This window comes from uncultured Photobacterium sp., assembly GCF_947502415.1.
Classification (GTDB): Bacteria; Pseudomonadota; Gammaproteobacteria; order Enterobacterales; family Vibrionaceae; genus Photobacterium.
This window is the reverse complement of the sequence record NZ_CANMZV010000001.1, coordinates 81,772-98,825: the sequence shown is the minus strand read 5'-3', so window position 1 is coordinate 98,825 and position 17,054 is coordinate 81,772. Positions and strand designations below refer to the sequence as shown.

Genomic DNA, 17,054 nt, shown 5'->3' with positions numbered 1-17,054 from the left:
TTCTCTTAAACCATCAATGCTGACTGACAACACCCGAACTAGCAGGCTTCAGCTGATACCGGCTGGCGGTATCGGCGCAAAATACGGTGCTCAGCAATGCTGGAAAAAATAAACATCATCACATACCCCATGCAAAGAGCGACGATAATGGCAACGACATTGGCAGTAAACACCGACAACAGATAATACGCTGCAACCAGAGTCACAATTCCGCTAATACGGATCAGCAAACTTTGAGTAAAGTGACCATGCGCTTTGATATAAGCCAGCTGATAAGCATTTAGCATCATGAAAACAAAGAAAATTGAGAAATGGAACAACACCGGTACTGCACCAGTATATTGTAGCGGGAATACCCACATCACGATTTCTCTTCCCCACAGCAGCATGGTTAGGAAGAAAGTCGCACCAACGACACATGCCAGCCTGAATACCCAGCGACGGATGTCCCTGATTTGTCCATGCAGTCCTTTGCGAACGCAAACCGACAGCTCTGGCAACACAAAACGGTATATCGGGAACACAAACAGCATAGTCATATAAGTAAACACCGGACGGACCACCACCTGAAAATCACCTAACTCATCAATACTGAAATGACTGATAGTCAACAGTACAGTAATGTAAATCATCAGGATGCTAGCGCCCGCTTCCAGTGAGGCGGTAAAGCTCTTTTTCACATAGCTGATCAGCACAGAGTCAAGATGAACCGTCGTTAGAGGCCGCGTCGCGACCTGTTTACGACGATTAATATACATAAACAGCGCGACACCCAAGGATGACAGGCTCAAAGCGTAAAATAACGACGATAACGCATCGAGCCGCAACACGTAATAACACAACAAAAACAGCAGCAGATTACTGAGCGGTTCCAGCCACGTCACCCGGTTCGAAATGCTGTAAAGACGATACATTGCAACCAGATTGGTGAAGTAGACCTTCAGCCCCATACTGACTATCACCCCAACCAACTGCAGGTAACTGACATTAATGTGCAACTCATGCTTGATATAAGGTAGCACTAATCCCCATGTGACCAGCACCATAGCAATCAAGCTAAAACGGAAGATATTGATAATATCGCGGTCGTTGTGCGTCTGGCTGTAACTGACAACCATAGACGAACGAAAACCTGTCATCAGGATCAGCGAAAGCGAGATAATATCAATCACACTGTTAAACAGCGCCAAATCACTTTTCGGTACCCACTGTGCCAACCAAATCTTGAACAAGAATCCGACGGAAATACTGGCTAACGTTGCCCATATCCCGGTAATGAAGGCTTTTTTTAGACGAGGTAATGCCTTTTCCTGAGACATTTCTTGGGCAGGGTTCTTTTCCATATAACGAACAACAAGTACTACAATGCCAGCATGTTACTCGATTTTTCCTACCAAATCCTTTGAATACACTGCCAAAAAAGAAAAATTAGTCTTCAATCGTTAAGACATTACTATACTTACCAACTGGTACGATGTGTTAATCAAGTTTTATCACCAAATTGCGGCTGGTCAAAACAAAGGAGTGTTAAAGCATGACGGAATCAGTGATCAGATCAAACAAAGAAATCAAAAGAACAATAAAAGATCTTCCCCAGCCCAAAGGGTGGCCTCTGATCGGAAACTTCACCCAAATTAACAACGCTAAGCTACACCAGGTGCTTGAAAAATGGAGCCTGGAATTTAGCGATACGTTTAAGTTTAGTATTGCAGGGAAAGAGTATGTGGTGATATCGGAACCCACTATTGTCAAAGATCTACTACGACGAAGACCGAAATCAATAAACAGAACCTCGAACCTGGAAAAAGTTTTCAAGAAACTCGGTATCCACGGCGTACTCTCATCGAATGGTGATAACTGGAAACGGCAGCGAAAACTCATCATGCCTGCCTTTAGTAAAAAAAGCCTGGCATCGTTTTTTCCTCTGTTGGAGAGCACAACCGAGCGACTGCACCAACGTCTACTAAACCGTACTGAACCTAACCACGATATCGCCATTCACGATGATCTGCGCCGTTTTACCGTTGATATCACCACTTCATTGGTATTCGGACACGATACCAAGCTGCTTGAGAATGACGGGGACGGACTTCAAAAGCACCTGGAAGTGATTTTCCCGCAATTAAACAGCCGTACAAAAATGCCTTTTCCCTACTGGCATTACTTCAAACTTAAAAAAGATCGTGAGCTGGACAGCGCCTTACTGGAAGTAAAGCAATACGCACTCGAAATCGTTGAGCAGATTCACCAGGAAATACAGTCAAACCCGCAATTAGCAGAAGAACCAGAGAATATCCTCCAAGCTATGGTTGCAGCCTCCGACGATGACAACAACCGCCTGACCAACGAGGAACTGTTTGCCAATATCCTGACCTTGTTACTAGCAGGTGAAGACACCACCTCCAACCTAATTGCCTGGATGTTGTTCTTTCTCAGCCAAAGACCGGATGTTCAAAACAAAATCAATGCAGAAGCTGATCGCGTTAGAGGGACATACAATGACAAGCTCACCATTGAGGGCCTCGACCAGCTCACCTACTTAGAAGCTGTTACGAGGGAAACGCTGCGCCTGAAATCCACCGCACCGATGATATCAGGTGAAACGGTAGAACAAATGATACTGCCAGATGGTACCGAGCTTCCCGCCGGAACAGGCCTGTTCATGCTGACACGATTAGGTGGCATGAACGAAAAAGTTTTTGCCGACGCCGAGCAATTCAAGCCTGAGCGCTGGGAAGAGGCATCAATGGTAACTGAGACCTGCCCTCACAAAGCCAATAACCAGTTTCCTTTTGGTGGAGGCCCCCGTCATTGCCCAGGAGAAGGCTTAGCTTTCATGGAAGTAAAAATGGTCATCGCCATGATTTGCCAGCAATTCAAAATCGGACTACCTGAAAATCCCCCCATTGTCGAAGAAGAATTTGCAATCACAATGCGCCCAAAAAATCTTATGATTAAGCTAATACCAAAATAAACAACATAAAAAAAGCCGCTCCCAGCCAAGAACAAACCTGATTGGGAGCGGCTCAAAATCACATGACTTCTCCCACTAAAAACGAGGGAGAAGGACAACAGGGCTTAGCGTAATAGCTTAAGAAGTCATCCTTTTAGAAATCAAAGTTTACGCCGGCAAACAGACCATCAGTCTTAATATCCAAATCTGTCTTCAGATCGTCGAAATCCTGTAGGTCAAGATTGTGGACGCGGTAACCAGCCTGAAGCTCCAGATCAAACGCATAAAGGCCAATTGAGTACTGAACACCAACAGAGGCATCAAACATGTTGTTGTCATTGAATGACATACCAGTACCTTTCGCGAACACGAAAATAGGCGTCATCGGTATACCAACTTCCGCACCAGCATATAGGTGAGGCAGGTAGCCGCTGAATTCTTCAAGGTTCAGACCAAGCTTTTTAATTTCGCCATCAGTAAATTGAGAGATACCGACACCGGCATCCAAAGATACCAGGCCATTATCCAAAAACTCGTAGTAAAGCGTATAGTCACGCTTGGTGTATGCGTACTCATCATTATCTACTGATGACTGACCAATTTTAAAGTTAGGAATGAGGGGCACAAAGTGCTCAAGAGAGGCTTCAAAGGTGAAACTCGTGTCATCACCATTAACTTCAGAACCCGCAAAACTATGTGACTGCTGCCACATGTTAACTTCAACATCACCACCTAGCATCACATCAGCTGAAGCCATAAACGGAGCTGTAGTTAATAATGCTGCCAACACTGATTTTTTCACTTTCATTGTCCTTAATCGTTTCTCAATATAATTCTTGTGAATTCAGGATTATGAGACAAAATCTCATATATATTCACAGCGACCATATTAACACAGTCGTTAATAACTAAAATCGCTTTTATTTTGACCAATTGCCATCTATAGTCTAATAAGCCAACGTCCTTTGACACAGTGGATTAATAAACAACCTTTTTAGTCAACAAGATAGAAGTAAAAAAGACTCAATTCCCAGAACTAGGTCGTTGTGATTTTAACGGTTTGCATAGATCTCATCCGAGGACTTATCTGATATCGGCGCAGATACGCTCTCCCAGCCAAGCCATTAAGTAAAACCGGGTAAAAGTTCCTACCGCCAATACAAATCAGCAGGATCATCACGCAGATAGCGCTTCCTGGCTTCTCTCTGGAACCTGCCACATAACCTAGTGCTCTGTAAGCCATACATAAAACACATATACGCAAAGAGCTGCATAGAAGGAGTGATGGGGAAAGGCAGCTAAAAAATAAATAAGAAGAGGACTAAAGTGCTTAAACTACAGCACAGTATCGACACAATGAAAAGTGAGTAATCACCAAGCTATATCTCTAGTCACTATGAAACGGTTTTACATCCCCTGGCTTTCTAAGCATTTTATCCACTTCATCAAGATGAAGCTCTTCCTGAGCGATCATCTCCCTGGCGTATTCTTCAAGTAACACCGATTGGCCTTCTGCCAAATGCAGCAGCTTGTAATAAAGTACCAGAACGGCTTTTTCATGTTCCAGGCTCTCACGCATAATATCGCCGATATCATGCTTTTGAGTTTCGAGCAAAGGCCCGACATTAAGAGAAGGATGGCCACCGAGCAAAGTAACAAGTTCACCGGCCTTGTGTGCATGAAGGAGACCTTCATTGGCATTCCCCTTCAACCAGGACACAATCGGAATACGGTTATAACCGAAAACCATCAATGAATAATGGGTATAACGAACCACACCAGCCAACTCTAGCTCCATGATATTGTTCAGCAAATCTATAACTTGCTGTTTCTCGCTGTCATTCATCATGACTCCTTACGTACTCTGCAAGAAAATAATAAGGTAGGCTGATGCCACACCAATAAATCAATATTTAGTAAATACAGGGAATCAAGGCTTAGCAAGCAACGCGGCAATGATGAAAAAGGCTAGCGAATAAATTTCACTTTCTCAGATGAACTAACTGTCCATAGGCCAATCCTGAAACCGAAGGCAGTTTATAGAGGTTTTCCACCCACTTATGATGGCGTTTCAGCTCTAAATTGAGCAATCGATAAAATGACTCAATCTCACGACTAATGTAGGCATCACTGCCAAAAGTTGCCTCCAAATCATAAGTCCGCCTTATGATCTGCGCAGTAATATTTCGGTTTTTTGGTAAGCCGTGGTTATACGTTTCGATAGCGTCAATACGACTAAGCACGCGTTTTATGTAAGGCTTGTTTTGCAAATAATTCTGCCCTGCAAGGCCATTAATATGAGGGATTGAAATATAGCTATCCCGGCCTACAAGCGCATCGAGGTAATACTCTATATCCTTGTCGGTTCGGCCTATCCGGCAAAAATGCTTACGGCATTCAACTTCTTGAATGTAAAAATCTTCAAGCTCTTGAATTTTCTTAAAGTACACCAGGATCTCAAATCCATCATTACAGGCAAGCTCAATACCGGGCACATTATTGATGCCAGCATCCATAGCCGCTATCGCTCCCTTGATTTCGTTATGATCAGTAATGGAAACCAGATGCTTCTTATCTTTCAGGAATTGAAGATGATACGGCGCGCCACCATCTCGCAGTGTTCGGGATGTGTGGAAATGAAAATCACAATAGATGGACTCATCACTTAACTTAAAATCATAGAATTCCGAGAAAAATTCAGAAATTTTATCGAACTCAATCATGATCACCTCCACATAAATAATAGAAGAGATCAAGCAATCTCAGAATCAGATGCTATTGGTTAATATACAACACGAGACAATAATAATGATCGGTGGCGTATAGCTATGAAAGAATTTTCTTCTAAAGCCAATAGACAGTATATGGATATGAATTCAGGCCATAACACAACTCACCTGGCACCGCTTTCTGAAGCAAAAAAACTCTCACCATCCGAGCTATACCACCCTTGCGATCTCGAGCTGTTTGAATTTTCCACCACTGATGATATCGAACCTATCAGCAGCCCGCTTGGGTTCGACCGGGCCGTTAATGCCATTAAACTCGGCATGGGCATCCCATCTAAAGGCTTCAACATTTACGTAATGGGCTCGGCGGGGTTAGGCAAACACTCAATTACCCAGCGCCTGCTGACTGATCACATTGACAAAACCAAACCGATTTCCGACTGGTGCTATGTCAATAACTTTCATGAAAGCAATAAACCGCTAGCCCTTCAATTACCGGCAGGTATGGGTAAACACTTAAAACATAAAATCCAGCTGCTTATTGATGAGCTGAAAGTCACCGTACCGTCTTCGCTACAAAGTGAAAACCTGATCCGAGAAACGGATCAACTACAAAGCGAGCTTAACGAAAAAGAAATATCAGCTTTTCAATCCATAGAAACAAAAGCAGAAAAAAAGAGCTGCGTCTTAAAGCGCTCCCGCAACGGTTACCTAATTCATCCCATACGGAATGACAAAGTACTGAGTAAAGAAGAGTTTTCCAAGCTTTCCCTTAAAGAACAGAAAACCATTAATGATGATATTGAAGAGCTTCGTCTAATGGTCGTCAACCTGCTCAAGCAAGTCCCTATCTGGGATCAGGAAATGAGAACAAAAAAGGAAAAGCTGGAACGTGAGTGTGTCGGAATGACCCTTGATTATCTGGCAGGGCAGTTACCGGAAGAGTTGTTAGAAATTGAGGCCGTCCATAAATACATTCAGGCTCTGAAACAACATGTACTCGACAATATCTCACTATTCAGCGGCAGCCTTGAAACAGAAGTCAACGAGTATACCGGACAAAAGCTAAGCTTCAGCCCGTTTACCGTATACGACGTCAACGTTATCGTTGATAACAGTAAAACAGAATCAACTCCGGTCATCTATGAGGACAATCCGACCTATGTCAACCTATTCGGAAGGGTTGAGCACCGGGGGGAATTCGGTGCCTTCGTTACCAACTTCACCTTAATCAAACCCGGCGCTTTCCATCGTGCTAACGGTGGCTACCTGCTCCTCGATGTCAACCAGTTGCTAAACAAGCCTTTTGTCTGGGATGTCTTCAAACGCACGCTCTTATCCCGGGAGCTTCGCATTCAGCCACTCGAACAACTGCTCAGCATCAATGCCATCGCCAGTCTGGAACCAGAAGTGATCCCCATTGATATCAAGATCATCTTATTTGGTAACCGTATGTTCTACTACTTACTGAAGCAGTATGACCCGGATTTCGGCCAGTTATTTAAAGTCCAGGCTGACTGCGCAGAAGAAATCGACCGCACACCGGAAGTGTGCCAGCTGTATGCCAAATTCATCAAACATCTGCAGGCCGAGTCTCAAACCCGTCCGCTCAGTCGTGAAGCTGTTGCCCGAGTCATTGAATTTGCAGCCCGGCAGGTCGAAGACGGCGAGAAAATGACACTCCACCAAGGCGATATCAACAGCCTCATCCTTGAAAGCAACTATTGGGCAGAGCAACACAAACAAGATGTGATTTCGCTTGAAAACATACAGCAAGCCATCGACGAGAAAGAATACCGAACCGGCTACATCAAAGAGCTGATCACCGAAAACATCCACCGCGGGATTAGTACAATAGAAACCGAGGGCATGAAAGTCGGCCAGGTGAACGGACTTTCTGTCTACCGCATTGATGACAGTATGTTCGGTCGCCCCACCCGCATTACTGCGGCAGTTCACCTCGGACAAGGCAATGTTATCAATATTGAGCGGGAAGTTAGCCTCAGCGGCCCTAGCCACTCCAAGGGAGTGATGATCCTGACAGCTTTTATGCGCCAACAATACGAACAGCGAGAACCATTGTCTTTCTCTGCCACCCTCACTTTCGAGCAATCTCACGGTATGGTTGACGGTGACAGCGCATCGACGGCAGAACTTTGCGCATTGATATCAGCCATAGCCGAAGTTCCACTCAAGCAGAGCATTGCCCTTACCGGCGCTATCGACCAACATGGCAATATCGAGGCTATTGGCGGCGTAAACGAGAAAATTGAAGGCTTCTTTGATATTTGTAATACCAGAGGGTTAAATGGAGAACATGGTGTCATAATTCCGAAAACCAATATCGCCCACTTGATGATCAATGAAAACGTACGCCAGGCTGTTGAGCGCGGACAATTCCATATCTGGGCCGTCGATCACCTTGATCAGGTCATGGCACTACTCACTGACAAAGAAATGGGCAAGCCGGATGCGAAACAGAAATACCCGGCGAACAGCATTAATGCTGCGGTGCTAGCCCGCATCAAGCGTATGAACAAAGCCAAAAACAAGTCTTCTGAAGACACAAAACGAAGCAAACAACAAAAAGAGTAATATCTATAGCAATAAATAACACTTTGTAATTAAAATCCGAGGCCAATTGCCTCGGATTTTCGTCAACATAAGCATTTAAATGCATTATTTTTGCTTCTCCTCCCCCATCAAAGACTAACAAAAGCACTCATTTAATTAATTTTACTTATAATCACTCATCTTTATTTAAATCAATCGCTTCAACAAATCATAAAATAAGAGTACACAATCGTTAAGGTTAATCTCCTATCAAACACACGTATATTTTAGCTACCATTTCAACGAGATAGGTTTTAATTAAAATTATACTAACAAATAAGTTAAGAAAATTCCCATCGTGTCGCTATCTTCTGTTTTTACTAGTATTTCTAAAAATAATGCGCTTAACACAAGCGTTGTGCTGCCAGCAACACACTGGTAGTGGTTGCGTTATCAATGATTATCAATCAAAAGCTTACGCATCCATACTGATCAACGACTTAATGCGCGTTTTTCCATTTGAATAAGGCAAAACAAATGAAATCGCTCGGGTTCAAAGAAACAATTATTGTTTCAACTATTATGATGGTTACTGTGTGTTTACTTGCATCGAATTGGCTGGCATATCGTGATTTAAAACAAAGTACAATTCAAAACATCAATACTCGGTCATTATCTACTATTCATTATGAAGCGAATAAAATTGAAACATGGTTTGCAAGTAAAGCGACAATAATCAACTCATTAGCTAAAAGCTATGAAAAAGGTATGCATGATGAAGATTATGTTGATATCGCAAGATATACCAAGGACGCTGGTGAATTAACGAGTGTCTTTTTCGGTTTTGATGACGGTACTGCATATTCAACGGCTACTAGTGGACGATGGATTAATGGTGTGGCAGATACCACAATATATGACCCTCGAACTCGACCTTGGTTTCAAATGGCTAAACAGGCAAATGGCTTAAACCTGACTGATGTTTATAACGATTCTGAAACAGGATTGAATGTTGTCTCTATCTCGAAAAAGCTGAATGATGGTGTAGTAATGGGTGACATTAAGTTATCCATTCTAGCTGATACGGTTAAGAGTGTAGATTTCCCTGGTGCTGTTAGCTCAATTTTGGATAAAAAAGGAAAAGTATTAGCTTCTACTTCCTCGGAGCTATCATTGGGTGCCAGCCTTACCGAAAGCGGTATGGCTGATGTTCAAAGACAAATGCTATCACAGGACACTAATTCTTTTTCTTATGAACAAAAAGACATTGATAAACTGGCCTTTACTAAAGAGATTAATCTAGTTAATGGCAAAAAATGGTATCTACTGATTGTAATCGACAAATCAGTTGCTTATGCCGAGGTTGATCAAGCGCTATCCAGTGCAATTATTTCCTCTCTGGTTATGCTTTCTATTGCAGTTTTGCTTACCTATATCTTGTTAAACATTCTTTATCGCCCAATCCTTTCGCTTAAAGAAGTTATCACCGATTTATCCCAAGGTAATGGCGATCTTACTCGTCGACTACCTGTGACCAGTAACGATGATCTTGGGAAAATATCTGGAGGAATCAATGTCTTCATTGCAAACTTGCAGACTTTGATGATTGAAGTTTCTACATCGTCTGAGCATATTTCTCATAGTGTTGAGCAGCTTAAAAATCAAACAGAGGCAAATAATGATGTATTAACTGCTCACTCGACAGAAACCGAGCAAATTGTTGCTGCGATTGAGGAAATGAGTGCAACAGCAAATGATGTCGCAAATAATGCATCCCAAGCCTCACAGATTACACATAATGCGAACTCTCAGGTTTCTGATTCTAAAGGTGTTGTAACCAATGCAACAACAACAGTATCTCAACTTGTTGAAGATGTAGAAAATACGTCTGTTAGCATTACTGAAATTGGTAAAGATACGACTGATATTACCAATGTACTAAAGGTTATAGGTGAAATTGCAGATCAAACAAATTTGCTAGCGTTAAACGCAGCGATTGAAGCAGCTCGCGCCGGAGAGCAAGGTCGTGGTTTTGCTGTTGTTGCTGATGAAGTCAGAGCACTTGCGGCTAGGACACAAACGAGCACAGCCGAAATTGAACAGACACTGAGTAAGCTACATACAGGTACAGACACTGCTATTTCATCAATGGATATGACTAAAACCACTTGTGAAAGAACGGCTGAAAATACCTCTTTAGTGGCAAAAGACCTTGATACAATCGCTCAATCAGTCACTCATATTAATGACTTAAATACGCAAATAGCCACAGCTGCAGAAGAACAAAGTTCTGTTGCAAGTGAAATAACCCGGAATATGGCAGCCATTCGCGAAATTGTTGGAGAGCTATCTGTAAATGGCGAAGCGACTGTCAGTGAGACCATTAATCTATCGGCTGCTAATAGTCAGTTGATAACAGTTGTCAATAAATTCAAATTGAAATAGACAGCTCTTGAGTAAATCTGATTATTCATGGATGAATAATCAGCAACTAAGTTTTATCTTCAAACCTCATATATGCTGACTCATTTTATACAGCGAAGTTAATCCATTATTACGCCGGATAAAAATCAACCATTCATACTCTCCCCCTAAGAACAGAGCCAAATTAGAGCTAGTAATAGTATCCTTTTCCATAAGCAAAAGTATCACACTGACAGTATTTACCTCAGCTACTGACTTTGTGATGTACATTAACATGTTCGATTCACAAAAAACATGCATATGTATTATTGACACTATGCAATCAGTAGTAATCAAATATATTCCCCTCTCCTAAAGCGAAGCATTGAATTCAGTTATTGAATAAAGATAAAAGAGTGCTAATCATGAATCACCAGCCATTAATCGAACATAACATACATCAGACTTACACCTTATGCATTGAGTTATTAAGAAAAGTTTTACCATTACCAATACTAGGCTTTCAATGTATGCGCAAATTAAACAACAAGCATAATGACACTAAAAAAAGCAATGTAAAATATAATGATAATATTTGATTACTTTTCACTTTACCTCAATGTTAATATCTCCTTGCTGTAGCTTATTCGTTATTGTTATTATGAGTTCAAATTGACTCATTTTATCTGGATGGATAATGATTGAAAAAATCAATCTGGCTTTTTTGATTATCCTTATTGCTTTAGTTTCCCTATGTAGCATAGGGGCCTATATTTATATTTCATCTTGGAAAGATAGTAGCGATAGTATTAGAGATGCTGATAACGTTGTCGTTCATACTGTTTCCAAGTCTTACGAGTTTGCGCTTTCTAATCTAGCTTCAGAAGTACAAACGATAGCATCTTTTATTACTTTCAATCCAAACGAGAAATTTGATGAAAATGCTGCTTTGAGTTTTCTTGAAAATTCAGTGGAAAATAATGACGCTTTAACGGCAGCATGGTTCGCATCATTAGATGGACGGTCATTCGCGCGTTCAAGTGATGGGTGGACTCCTAACTACAACGCAAGAGACCGCAAGCGAGAGTGGTTCATGAACATTGTGAATTCAAATACTCCGTTTAACATCAGTGCTCCATACGTATCTATTGATGGCAATGTTTCCCTTTCTATTTCAGCGCCTATTTTTAATAATAATCAGAAGGTTGGAGTCTTCGCGGTATATGCGGATTTATCTAAATTGATACCTGAGCTAGGAATTGAGTATGCGATAACAAATCAATCTGGCTTGGTTTTAACGACAGATAGCAACAACGCATCATGGATTAATGAAAACATTTATGAACTTCGCCCTGTTTATAAAAATATCGGTGCTGTTCCTCTTTTGTATCAGAGCCCAGAAAAAAAGTGGTTTAGTGTATCCAAGCAACCTTTAGGCAAAGGAGAGCTTCTTTTTGCAATAACCGATCAAAACAAAACAATTACCACGGCAAACATGTGGATTTACGCAGTTATAGCAACGTTAGTGGTGATTGGCTTAATCTTAAGCATTGCAGTTTATTGGATATTAAAGCGAGAGTTACAATACTTACCTAAACTTGTATCAGCCATCACCAACATGTCAAAAGGACATTTTGACGCCATTGATATTCCGAAAGCAGGCAATGAGCTTGATACTATTTCTGATTCCTTATTTTCTTTGCAGCAAAGAGTATCATCGGTTGTCCAATCTTCAGAAAATGTTATGAGCCAGTTGTCTATCAATCAAGCTCAGATATCGAAAGTGATTCACAATAGCCATGATAATGCACAAAAAGAGATTGCTGAAGTCGAGCAAGTAGCAACAGCAGCCACTGAGCTGTCAGCAACGGCATCCGATGTCGCGAGAAGTGCGCAAAATGGGAATACTTCCACAACTGTTGCTATGGAAGTGATATCAGCCAGTTCCATCACGCTAGAGCGTTCTGAGGCCATTACTCAGCAAGTCCATCACTCAACAACTGAATCTGTAAGTGTTGTGAATCAATTAAGAGAGCATTCTGAAAATATCAGCTCCGTTGTTGATGTGATTAACAATATTTCTGAGCAAACAAACTTATTGGCATTGAATGCCGCCATTGAAGCAGCCCGCGCGGGAGAGCAAGGACGTGGCTTTGCCGTTGTGGCTGATGAAGTTCGAGCATTAGCAGCAAAAACTCAGCAATCAACAGTGGATATTCAAGACATCATTGTAAAACTGCAAGAGCAATCGCAACGCGCCTCTGACTTTATGAATCAAAACTCTGCGCTGGTTGATGAATCTCAAACGATATCTCATGAAATTGCAGAAGCGTTCAATACGATTAAAGATAGAGTCACCACCATCTCTGATATCAATTCTATGGTGGCCACTGCATCGGAAGAGCAATTAGCGGTAACACAAGATATGTCCAAGCGTTTAGAAGATGTTAATCATATCGTGCAACATAACCTGGAAAATGCGAAGCAAACGACCTTAGCGAATGATGATATATCAGAATTGACGCAACAGTTAAAAGATGAGTTAGCTTTTTTCAAAGTTAAATAGAATTTTAACTTCACATAACAAGAAACGAAATAAAGCCAGCAGTTACTGGCTTTATTCTTAAACACTCAAGTTATTAGCTTCCCAGTGACGCATTAAATCCGCTACTAATTTTTATCTTGAAGCCCATATGTATTAGATCGAGGTGTTAGATAAACAGAAACTGCAATCTAACACCTCTATCTATCAAACCATAGTTAAGCTGGTACCCACTATTACATCTGGGACTGAAGGTAATTTGGCAAGCCAATCTTTTGGATTAACCCCAATTGTTTTTCAAGCCAGTAAGCATGATCTTCTTCTGTATCAGCCAGCATTACTTCAAGGATTTCCCTACTCTGGTAATCCTGCTCATCTTCACATTGCTTAATAGCCGCCTTAAGCGCTTTATCAACTGAATATTCCAACTGCAAGTCGCTTGCCAGCATCTCTGGTACATCTTTACCAATGTTTAAGCCTTGGCGTTTACTGAGATCCGGCGTACCTTCCAAAAACAGAATTCGCTCAATCAAACGAGACGCATGACCTTTTTCATCATCAAACTCATGATCAATACGCTCATATAACTTATCCAACCCCCAATCCTGATACATACGGGAATGAATAAAATACTGATCCATTGCGGTCAATTCACCAGCCAATAGCTCATTAAGAGAATCAATAATCTTCTTATTACCTTTCATCTTCGTCACCTACTCCCTTTACATCTGAGATTGCAGATAATTTTCAATACCGATATTTCTCAGCAGCTCTTGTTGGGTTTCAATCCAGTCAACATGCTCTTCTTCATAGGTCAAAATATCTTCCAACAACTCACGGCTGACATAATCGCTTTCAGATTCACAGTAAGCGATAGCTTCCCGAAGCAAGGTCAATTGCTCCATCTGCAAATCCAGATCACACTGCAGCATCTCTTCGGCATCTTCGCCAATACGCAACTTCTCAAGATGCTGAAGGTTAGGTAAACCTTCAAGAAAAAGAATACGTTCTATGAGATCATCGGCTTGCTTCATATCCTTAATCGATTTTTTGTATTCCTTCTCATCAAGCTCTCCCAATCCCCAGTTTCTGAACATTCTGGCATGCAAAAAATACTGATTGATAGAAGTCAACTCAATGGTAAGCACCTGGTTTAAATAACCGAGCACTTGATTGTTGCCTTGCATAACATTACCTCCGAAATTGGCATATTCATGTTATTTTTCAGCCAGCCTTAAGCATAGGTGGTAATTTGCAACATTGTTAACAAAATGAAATGAAAACTATTGTTTTAGAGAGAACAGAAGGCCATTATCAAAACAACTACAGTGGCATAAGAAATACGTTATTAACGGACATTAAGTGCAATTAATTATCATTCAATATCCGCTTTCAGGCTGCGACAGTTTTAAATCACGTTTCATGTTCCAATAATGCAATATTTGGCAATCAACCATATTCTCTTTATATTATCGGCTTAGATGAGCGTATTAATAACCCCACAAAACACACCAACAAAGCATTCACAAACCATCATATTCCATTAATCTATTTTGGATATAATTCTTTTTGAGATTATTTGTGATGATTTCCTCCATTTTGTTTCACTTTATAGATGTAACTCAATGGTGAACAAACCGTAAACATAACAGGCCGCCAATCAACTACTCTTTGAAACAAGGACTTTTCGTGTTTAAAACAATAAGAACGCGTATTGCCATCAGCGCCGGTGTAGCAATGGCATTTACGCTACTCATCGCAATGGGGATGACGACTCGAGCTTTTACCAATGTAAACCAACAAGTTACCGACAAGGTAAAGGCCCAGCTAAATAACACAACACAGCAGCACCTTAAAGCGACAGCAACAGAAGAAGGGAAAACCATTTCAAACCATCTCTTTCCTGTTCTGGCCACGCTTGACCAAATTCGCTCAATCATTGAATTAAGCGGTGAAGCTGGTGCTGGTGCCGACATTATTGTTAAACAATTTACAGCAGCACTGGAAGCCCAGGATCGCTCGGTCTTTGCAGGCTATATGGTGTGGGAAGAGAAAACATGGCCAGCCAACTCTGAAGCCGGTGCGACCGCTGCAATTAACAGTAAAGGTTATCTGGCTCCATTCTTCTCTCCTAATGCTCAAGGCAGCTTTGATCCTGTAGCAATGGAGAGCTTTTCTAATACCGAACTAAACGGCAACGGTGAACGAAAAGATGACTGGCACCTAATGCCTTACGAAACCGGAAAAACATTTGTTATGGAACCATACATGTATCCGGTACGCGGTAAGCAAGAGCTAATCACAACCATCAGCCAACCAATTAAAGTGAATGGTAAAATCATTGGCTCACTTGGCTTTGACTTATCACTTGCAGAACTGCAGGGACAGAGTGAAAACCTTGCCCGCGGTCTTTTTGACGGTCAAGGTAACGTTATTATCACATCATGGGAAGGTGCGGTACTGGCTAACAGCGGTAAGCCAGCACAAGTTGGTAAAAAAGTATCCGGACAGCTATCAACACAGTGGTCTGATATTCAAGCAATGGCTCGCCGTAATGGTGTAAGTACAATGACACTTGGTGACGATGAGTTTGCAATTACCTCCGTCGATACCTCCGACGCACCATGGATCGTGATGGTTTCAGTACCAAACAGCAAGTTGGTTCAAAGTATTACCGAATTCGAACGCTGGAGTGGCGAGCAGAATGAAAGTGCCATCAACCAAGGTGTTATTGCTGGTTTGCTCACGGCCTTAGTCGGCATAGCAATTATTGCAATGATCGCAAACTCCCTTGGTAAAGTACTATCTAACCTGGTTGACCGTTTCAAAGACGTCGCAGAAGGTGACGGTGACCTGACTTACCGACTAGAAGTCAAAGGCCAAGATGAAACTGCCCAGTTATCCCATTGGTTCAACACCTTCTTGATTCGTTTGCAGGAAACGCTGCAAAACGTTATGAACACGGCAAATCAAGTTGACCACAGTGCTATAGATGGTAAAACTAAGGCTGAAGACTCAAAAGATAAACTTATTGTACAGGTTAATGAGGTTAACTCTCTCGCTGCGGCGATTAACCAAATGAGTGCAACTGCGCAGGAAGTTGCGGGATCTGCCGTTCAGGCGGCGGCAGCGGCCAGTCAGGTACAAACAAGCAGTGTTAACGGTATGGGACAGATGGACAATGCCGCCAATGCGGTCGGCGATCTGGCTGTACGAGTCAATGATGCCCAAGGCCAAATCCAGGACTTGGCTCAGTCAAGCGCGGCAATTCAAGGAATTCTTACCGAGATTGGTGGTATCGCCGATCAAACTAACCTATTGGCGCTTAATGCCGCGATTGAAGCGGCCCGAGCTGGCGAGGCCGGTCGCGGTTTCGCAGTGGTTGCCGACGAGGTACGTAACCTAGCCACCCGCACCCAGACGTCAACCGGAGAAATACGCACTATGCTTGGCCGTCTGGAGCAAGAAACGCAGTCAATTGTCGAGTTGATGCAACAAAGCCAGCAACAAGCCATGGATACCAAAGAAGAAACCCTAGCTGCTCAGTTGGCATTGAAAGAAATCAACGAAGCCATTGACGTGATTAACGACATGAACAATCAAATCGCTTCAGCAGCCGAAGAGCAAAGTGCCGTTTCTGAAGAGATTAACCGTAACGTCGTCGTTATCAACGATACGGCTACCGATGTTATGGACAGTATGACCTCTTCACTTGCCACCAGCGAGGAACTAGCAGGTAAAGCAGCCGAGCTACATAAAGAGCTAAATAAGTTCAAAACTTAATCATATAAAAAATAAGATGTAGCAAACACTTAAAGCGACCCCCAAACGGTCGCTTTTTTTGTTAGCTATAAATTATTGATAGACATATATG

At 42.0% G+C, this 17,054-nt stretch carries 11 protein-coding genes; 5 read left to right on the top strand and 6 right to left on the bottom strand.

Annotation, left to right across the window (positions count from 1 at the left end):
- Positions 1–38: 38 nt before the first annotated feature.
- Positions 39–1,343 (bottom strand): hypothetical protein, encoded by a 1,305-nt coding sequence (locus Q0852_RS00395; protein WP_299012897.1) that lies wholly within the window; start codon positions 1,341–1,343, stop codon positions 39–41.
- Positions 1,344–1,534: 191 nt separating this feature from the next.
- Here Q0852_RS00395 and Q0852_RS00390 point away from each other — a divergent pair, with 191 nt between their 5' ends.
- Positions 1,535–2,974 carry a cytochrome P450 gene (locus Q0852_RS00390; RefSeq protein ID WP_299012896.1) on the top strand — a complete coding sequence of 480 codons (1,440 nt, stop codon included), beginning with the start codon at positions 1,535–1,537 and terminating at the stop codon, positions 2,972–2,974.
- A gap of 133 nt (positions 2,975–3,107) precedes the next feature.
- Here Q0852_RS00390 and Q0852_RS00385 read toward each other — a convergent pair whose 3' ends face one another.
- From Q0852_RS00385 to Q0852_RS00375, 3 genes are all read right to left on the bottom strand, one after another.
- The gene (locus tag Q0852_RS00385) at positions 3,108–3,755 is read right to left on the bottom strand and encodes a TIGR04219 family outer membrane beta-barrel protein (protein ID WP_299012895.1); all 648 of its coding nucleotides are present in this window, start codon (positions 3,753–3,755) and stop codon (positions 3,108–3,110) included.
- 585 nt (positions 3,756–4,340) lie between these two features.
- Positions 4,341–4,802, bottom strand: a complete 462-nt coding sequence (locus tag Q0852_RS00380) for a ferritin-like domain-containing protein (protein WP_299012894.1) — start codon at positions 4,800–4,802, stop codon at positions 4,341–4,343.
- A gap of 133 nt (positions 4,803–4,935) precedes the next feature.
- Entirely contained in the window at positions 4,936–5,676 is a 741-nt protein-coding gene (locus Q0852_RS00375) for a PHP domain-containing protein (RefSeq protein ID WP_299012892.1), read from the bottom strand.
- 105 nt (positions 5,677–5,781) lie between these two features.
- On the opposite strand from Q0852_RS00375, the gene Q0852_RS00370 reads away from it, so the two are divergent.
- The 3 genes from Q0852_RS00370 (at position 5,782) to Q0852_RS00360 (ending at position 13,204) form a co-directional block, all read left to right on the top strand.
- On the top strand, positions 5,782–8,277 hold the full coding sequence (locus tag Q0852_RS00370; protein ID WP_299012891.1) for a Lon protease family protein: 2,496 nt from the start codon (positions 5,782–5,784) through the stop codon (positions 8,275–8,277).
- 495 nt (positions 8,278–8,772) lie between these two features.
- Positions 8,773–10,680, top strand: coding sequence for a methyl-accepting chemotaxis protein (locus Q0852_RS00365; RefSeq protein WP_299012890.1), 1,908 nt, complete (start codon positions 8,773–8,775; stop codon positions 10,678–10,680).
- A 655-nt stretch (positions 10,681–11,335) separates the two neighbouring features.
- Entirely contained in the window at positions 11,336–13,204 is a 1,869-nt protein-coding gene (locus Q0852_RS00360) for a methyl-accepting chemotaxis protein (protein ID WP_299012888.1), read from the top strand.
- A 212-nt stretch (positions 13,205–13,416) separates the two neighbouring features.
- Here Q0852_RS00360 and bfr (Q0852_RS00355) read toward each other — a convergent pair whose 3' ends face one another.
- Together bfr (Q0852_RS00355) and bfr (Q0852_RS00350) are read right to left on the bottom strand one after the other, a co-directional pair.
- On the bottom strand, positions 13,417–13,884 hold the full coding sequence (bfr, locus tag Q0852_RS00355; protein ID WP_299012887.1) for a bacterioferritin: 468 nt from the start codon (positions 13,882–13,884) through the stop codon (positions 13,417–13,419).
- A gap of 18 nt (positions 13,885–13,902) precedes the next feature.
- A complete protein-coding gene (gene bfr, locus Q0852_RS00350) occupies positions 13,903–14,367 on the bottom strand; it encodes a bacterioferritin (protein WP_299012886.1) in 465 nt (154 codons plus the stop codon).
- A gap of 502 nt (positions 14,368–14,869) precedes the next feature.
- Here bfr (Q0852_RS00350) and Q0852_RS00345 point away from each other — a divergent pair.
- Positions 14,870–16,963 (top strand): methyl-accepting chemotaxis protein, encoded by a 2,094-nt coding sequence (locus Q0852_RS00345; protein ID WP_299012885.1) that lies wholly within the window; start codon positions 14,870–14,872, stop codon positions 16,961–16,963.
- The last annotated feature ends 91 nt before the right edge of the window (positions 16,964–17,054 follow it).

What these genes read in the sequence shown, in the direction of transcription:
- Q0852_RS00370 (WP_299012891.1), top strand. Translation starts at nt 5,782, where the DNA reads ATGAAAGAATTTTCTTCTAAAGCCAATAGACAGTATATGGATATGAAT.
- Q0852_RS00360 (WP_299012888.1), top strand. Translation starts at nt 11,336, where the DNA reads ATGATTGAAAAAATCAATCTGGCTTTTTTGATTATCCTTATTGCTTTA.
- Q0852_RS00395 (WP_299012897.1), bottom strand. Translation starts at nt 1,343, where the DNA reads ATGGAAAAGAACCCTGCCCAAGAAATGTCTCAGGAAAAGGCATTACCT.
- bfr (WP_299012887.1), bottom strand. Translation starts at nt 13,884, where the DNA reads ATGAAAGGTAATAAGAAGATTATTGATTCTCTTAATGAGCTATTGGCT.
- bfr (WP_299012886.1), bottom strand. Translation starts at nt 14,367, where the DNA reads ATGCAAGGCAACAATCAAGTGCTCGGTTATTTAAACCAGGTGCTTACC.
- Q0852_RS00365 (WP_299012890.1), top strand. Translation starts at nt 8,773, where the DNA reads ATGAAATCGCTCGGGTTCAAAGAAACAATTATTGTTTCAACTATTATG.
- Q0852_RS00390 (WP_299012896.1), top strand. Translation starts at nt 1,535, where the DNA reads ATGACGGAATCAGTGATCAGATCAAACAAAGAAATCAAAAGAACAATA.
- Q0852_RS00375 (WP_299012892.1), bottom strand. Translation starts at nt 5,676, where the DNA reads ATGATTGAGTTCGATAAAATTTCTGAATTTTTCTCGGAATTCTATGAT.
- Q0852_RS00380 (WP_299012894.1), bottom strand. Translation starts at nt 4,802, where the DNA reads ATGATGAATGACAGCGAGAAACAGCAAGTTATAGATTTGCTGAACAAT.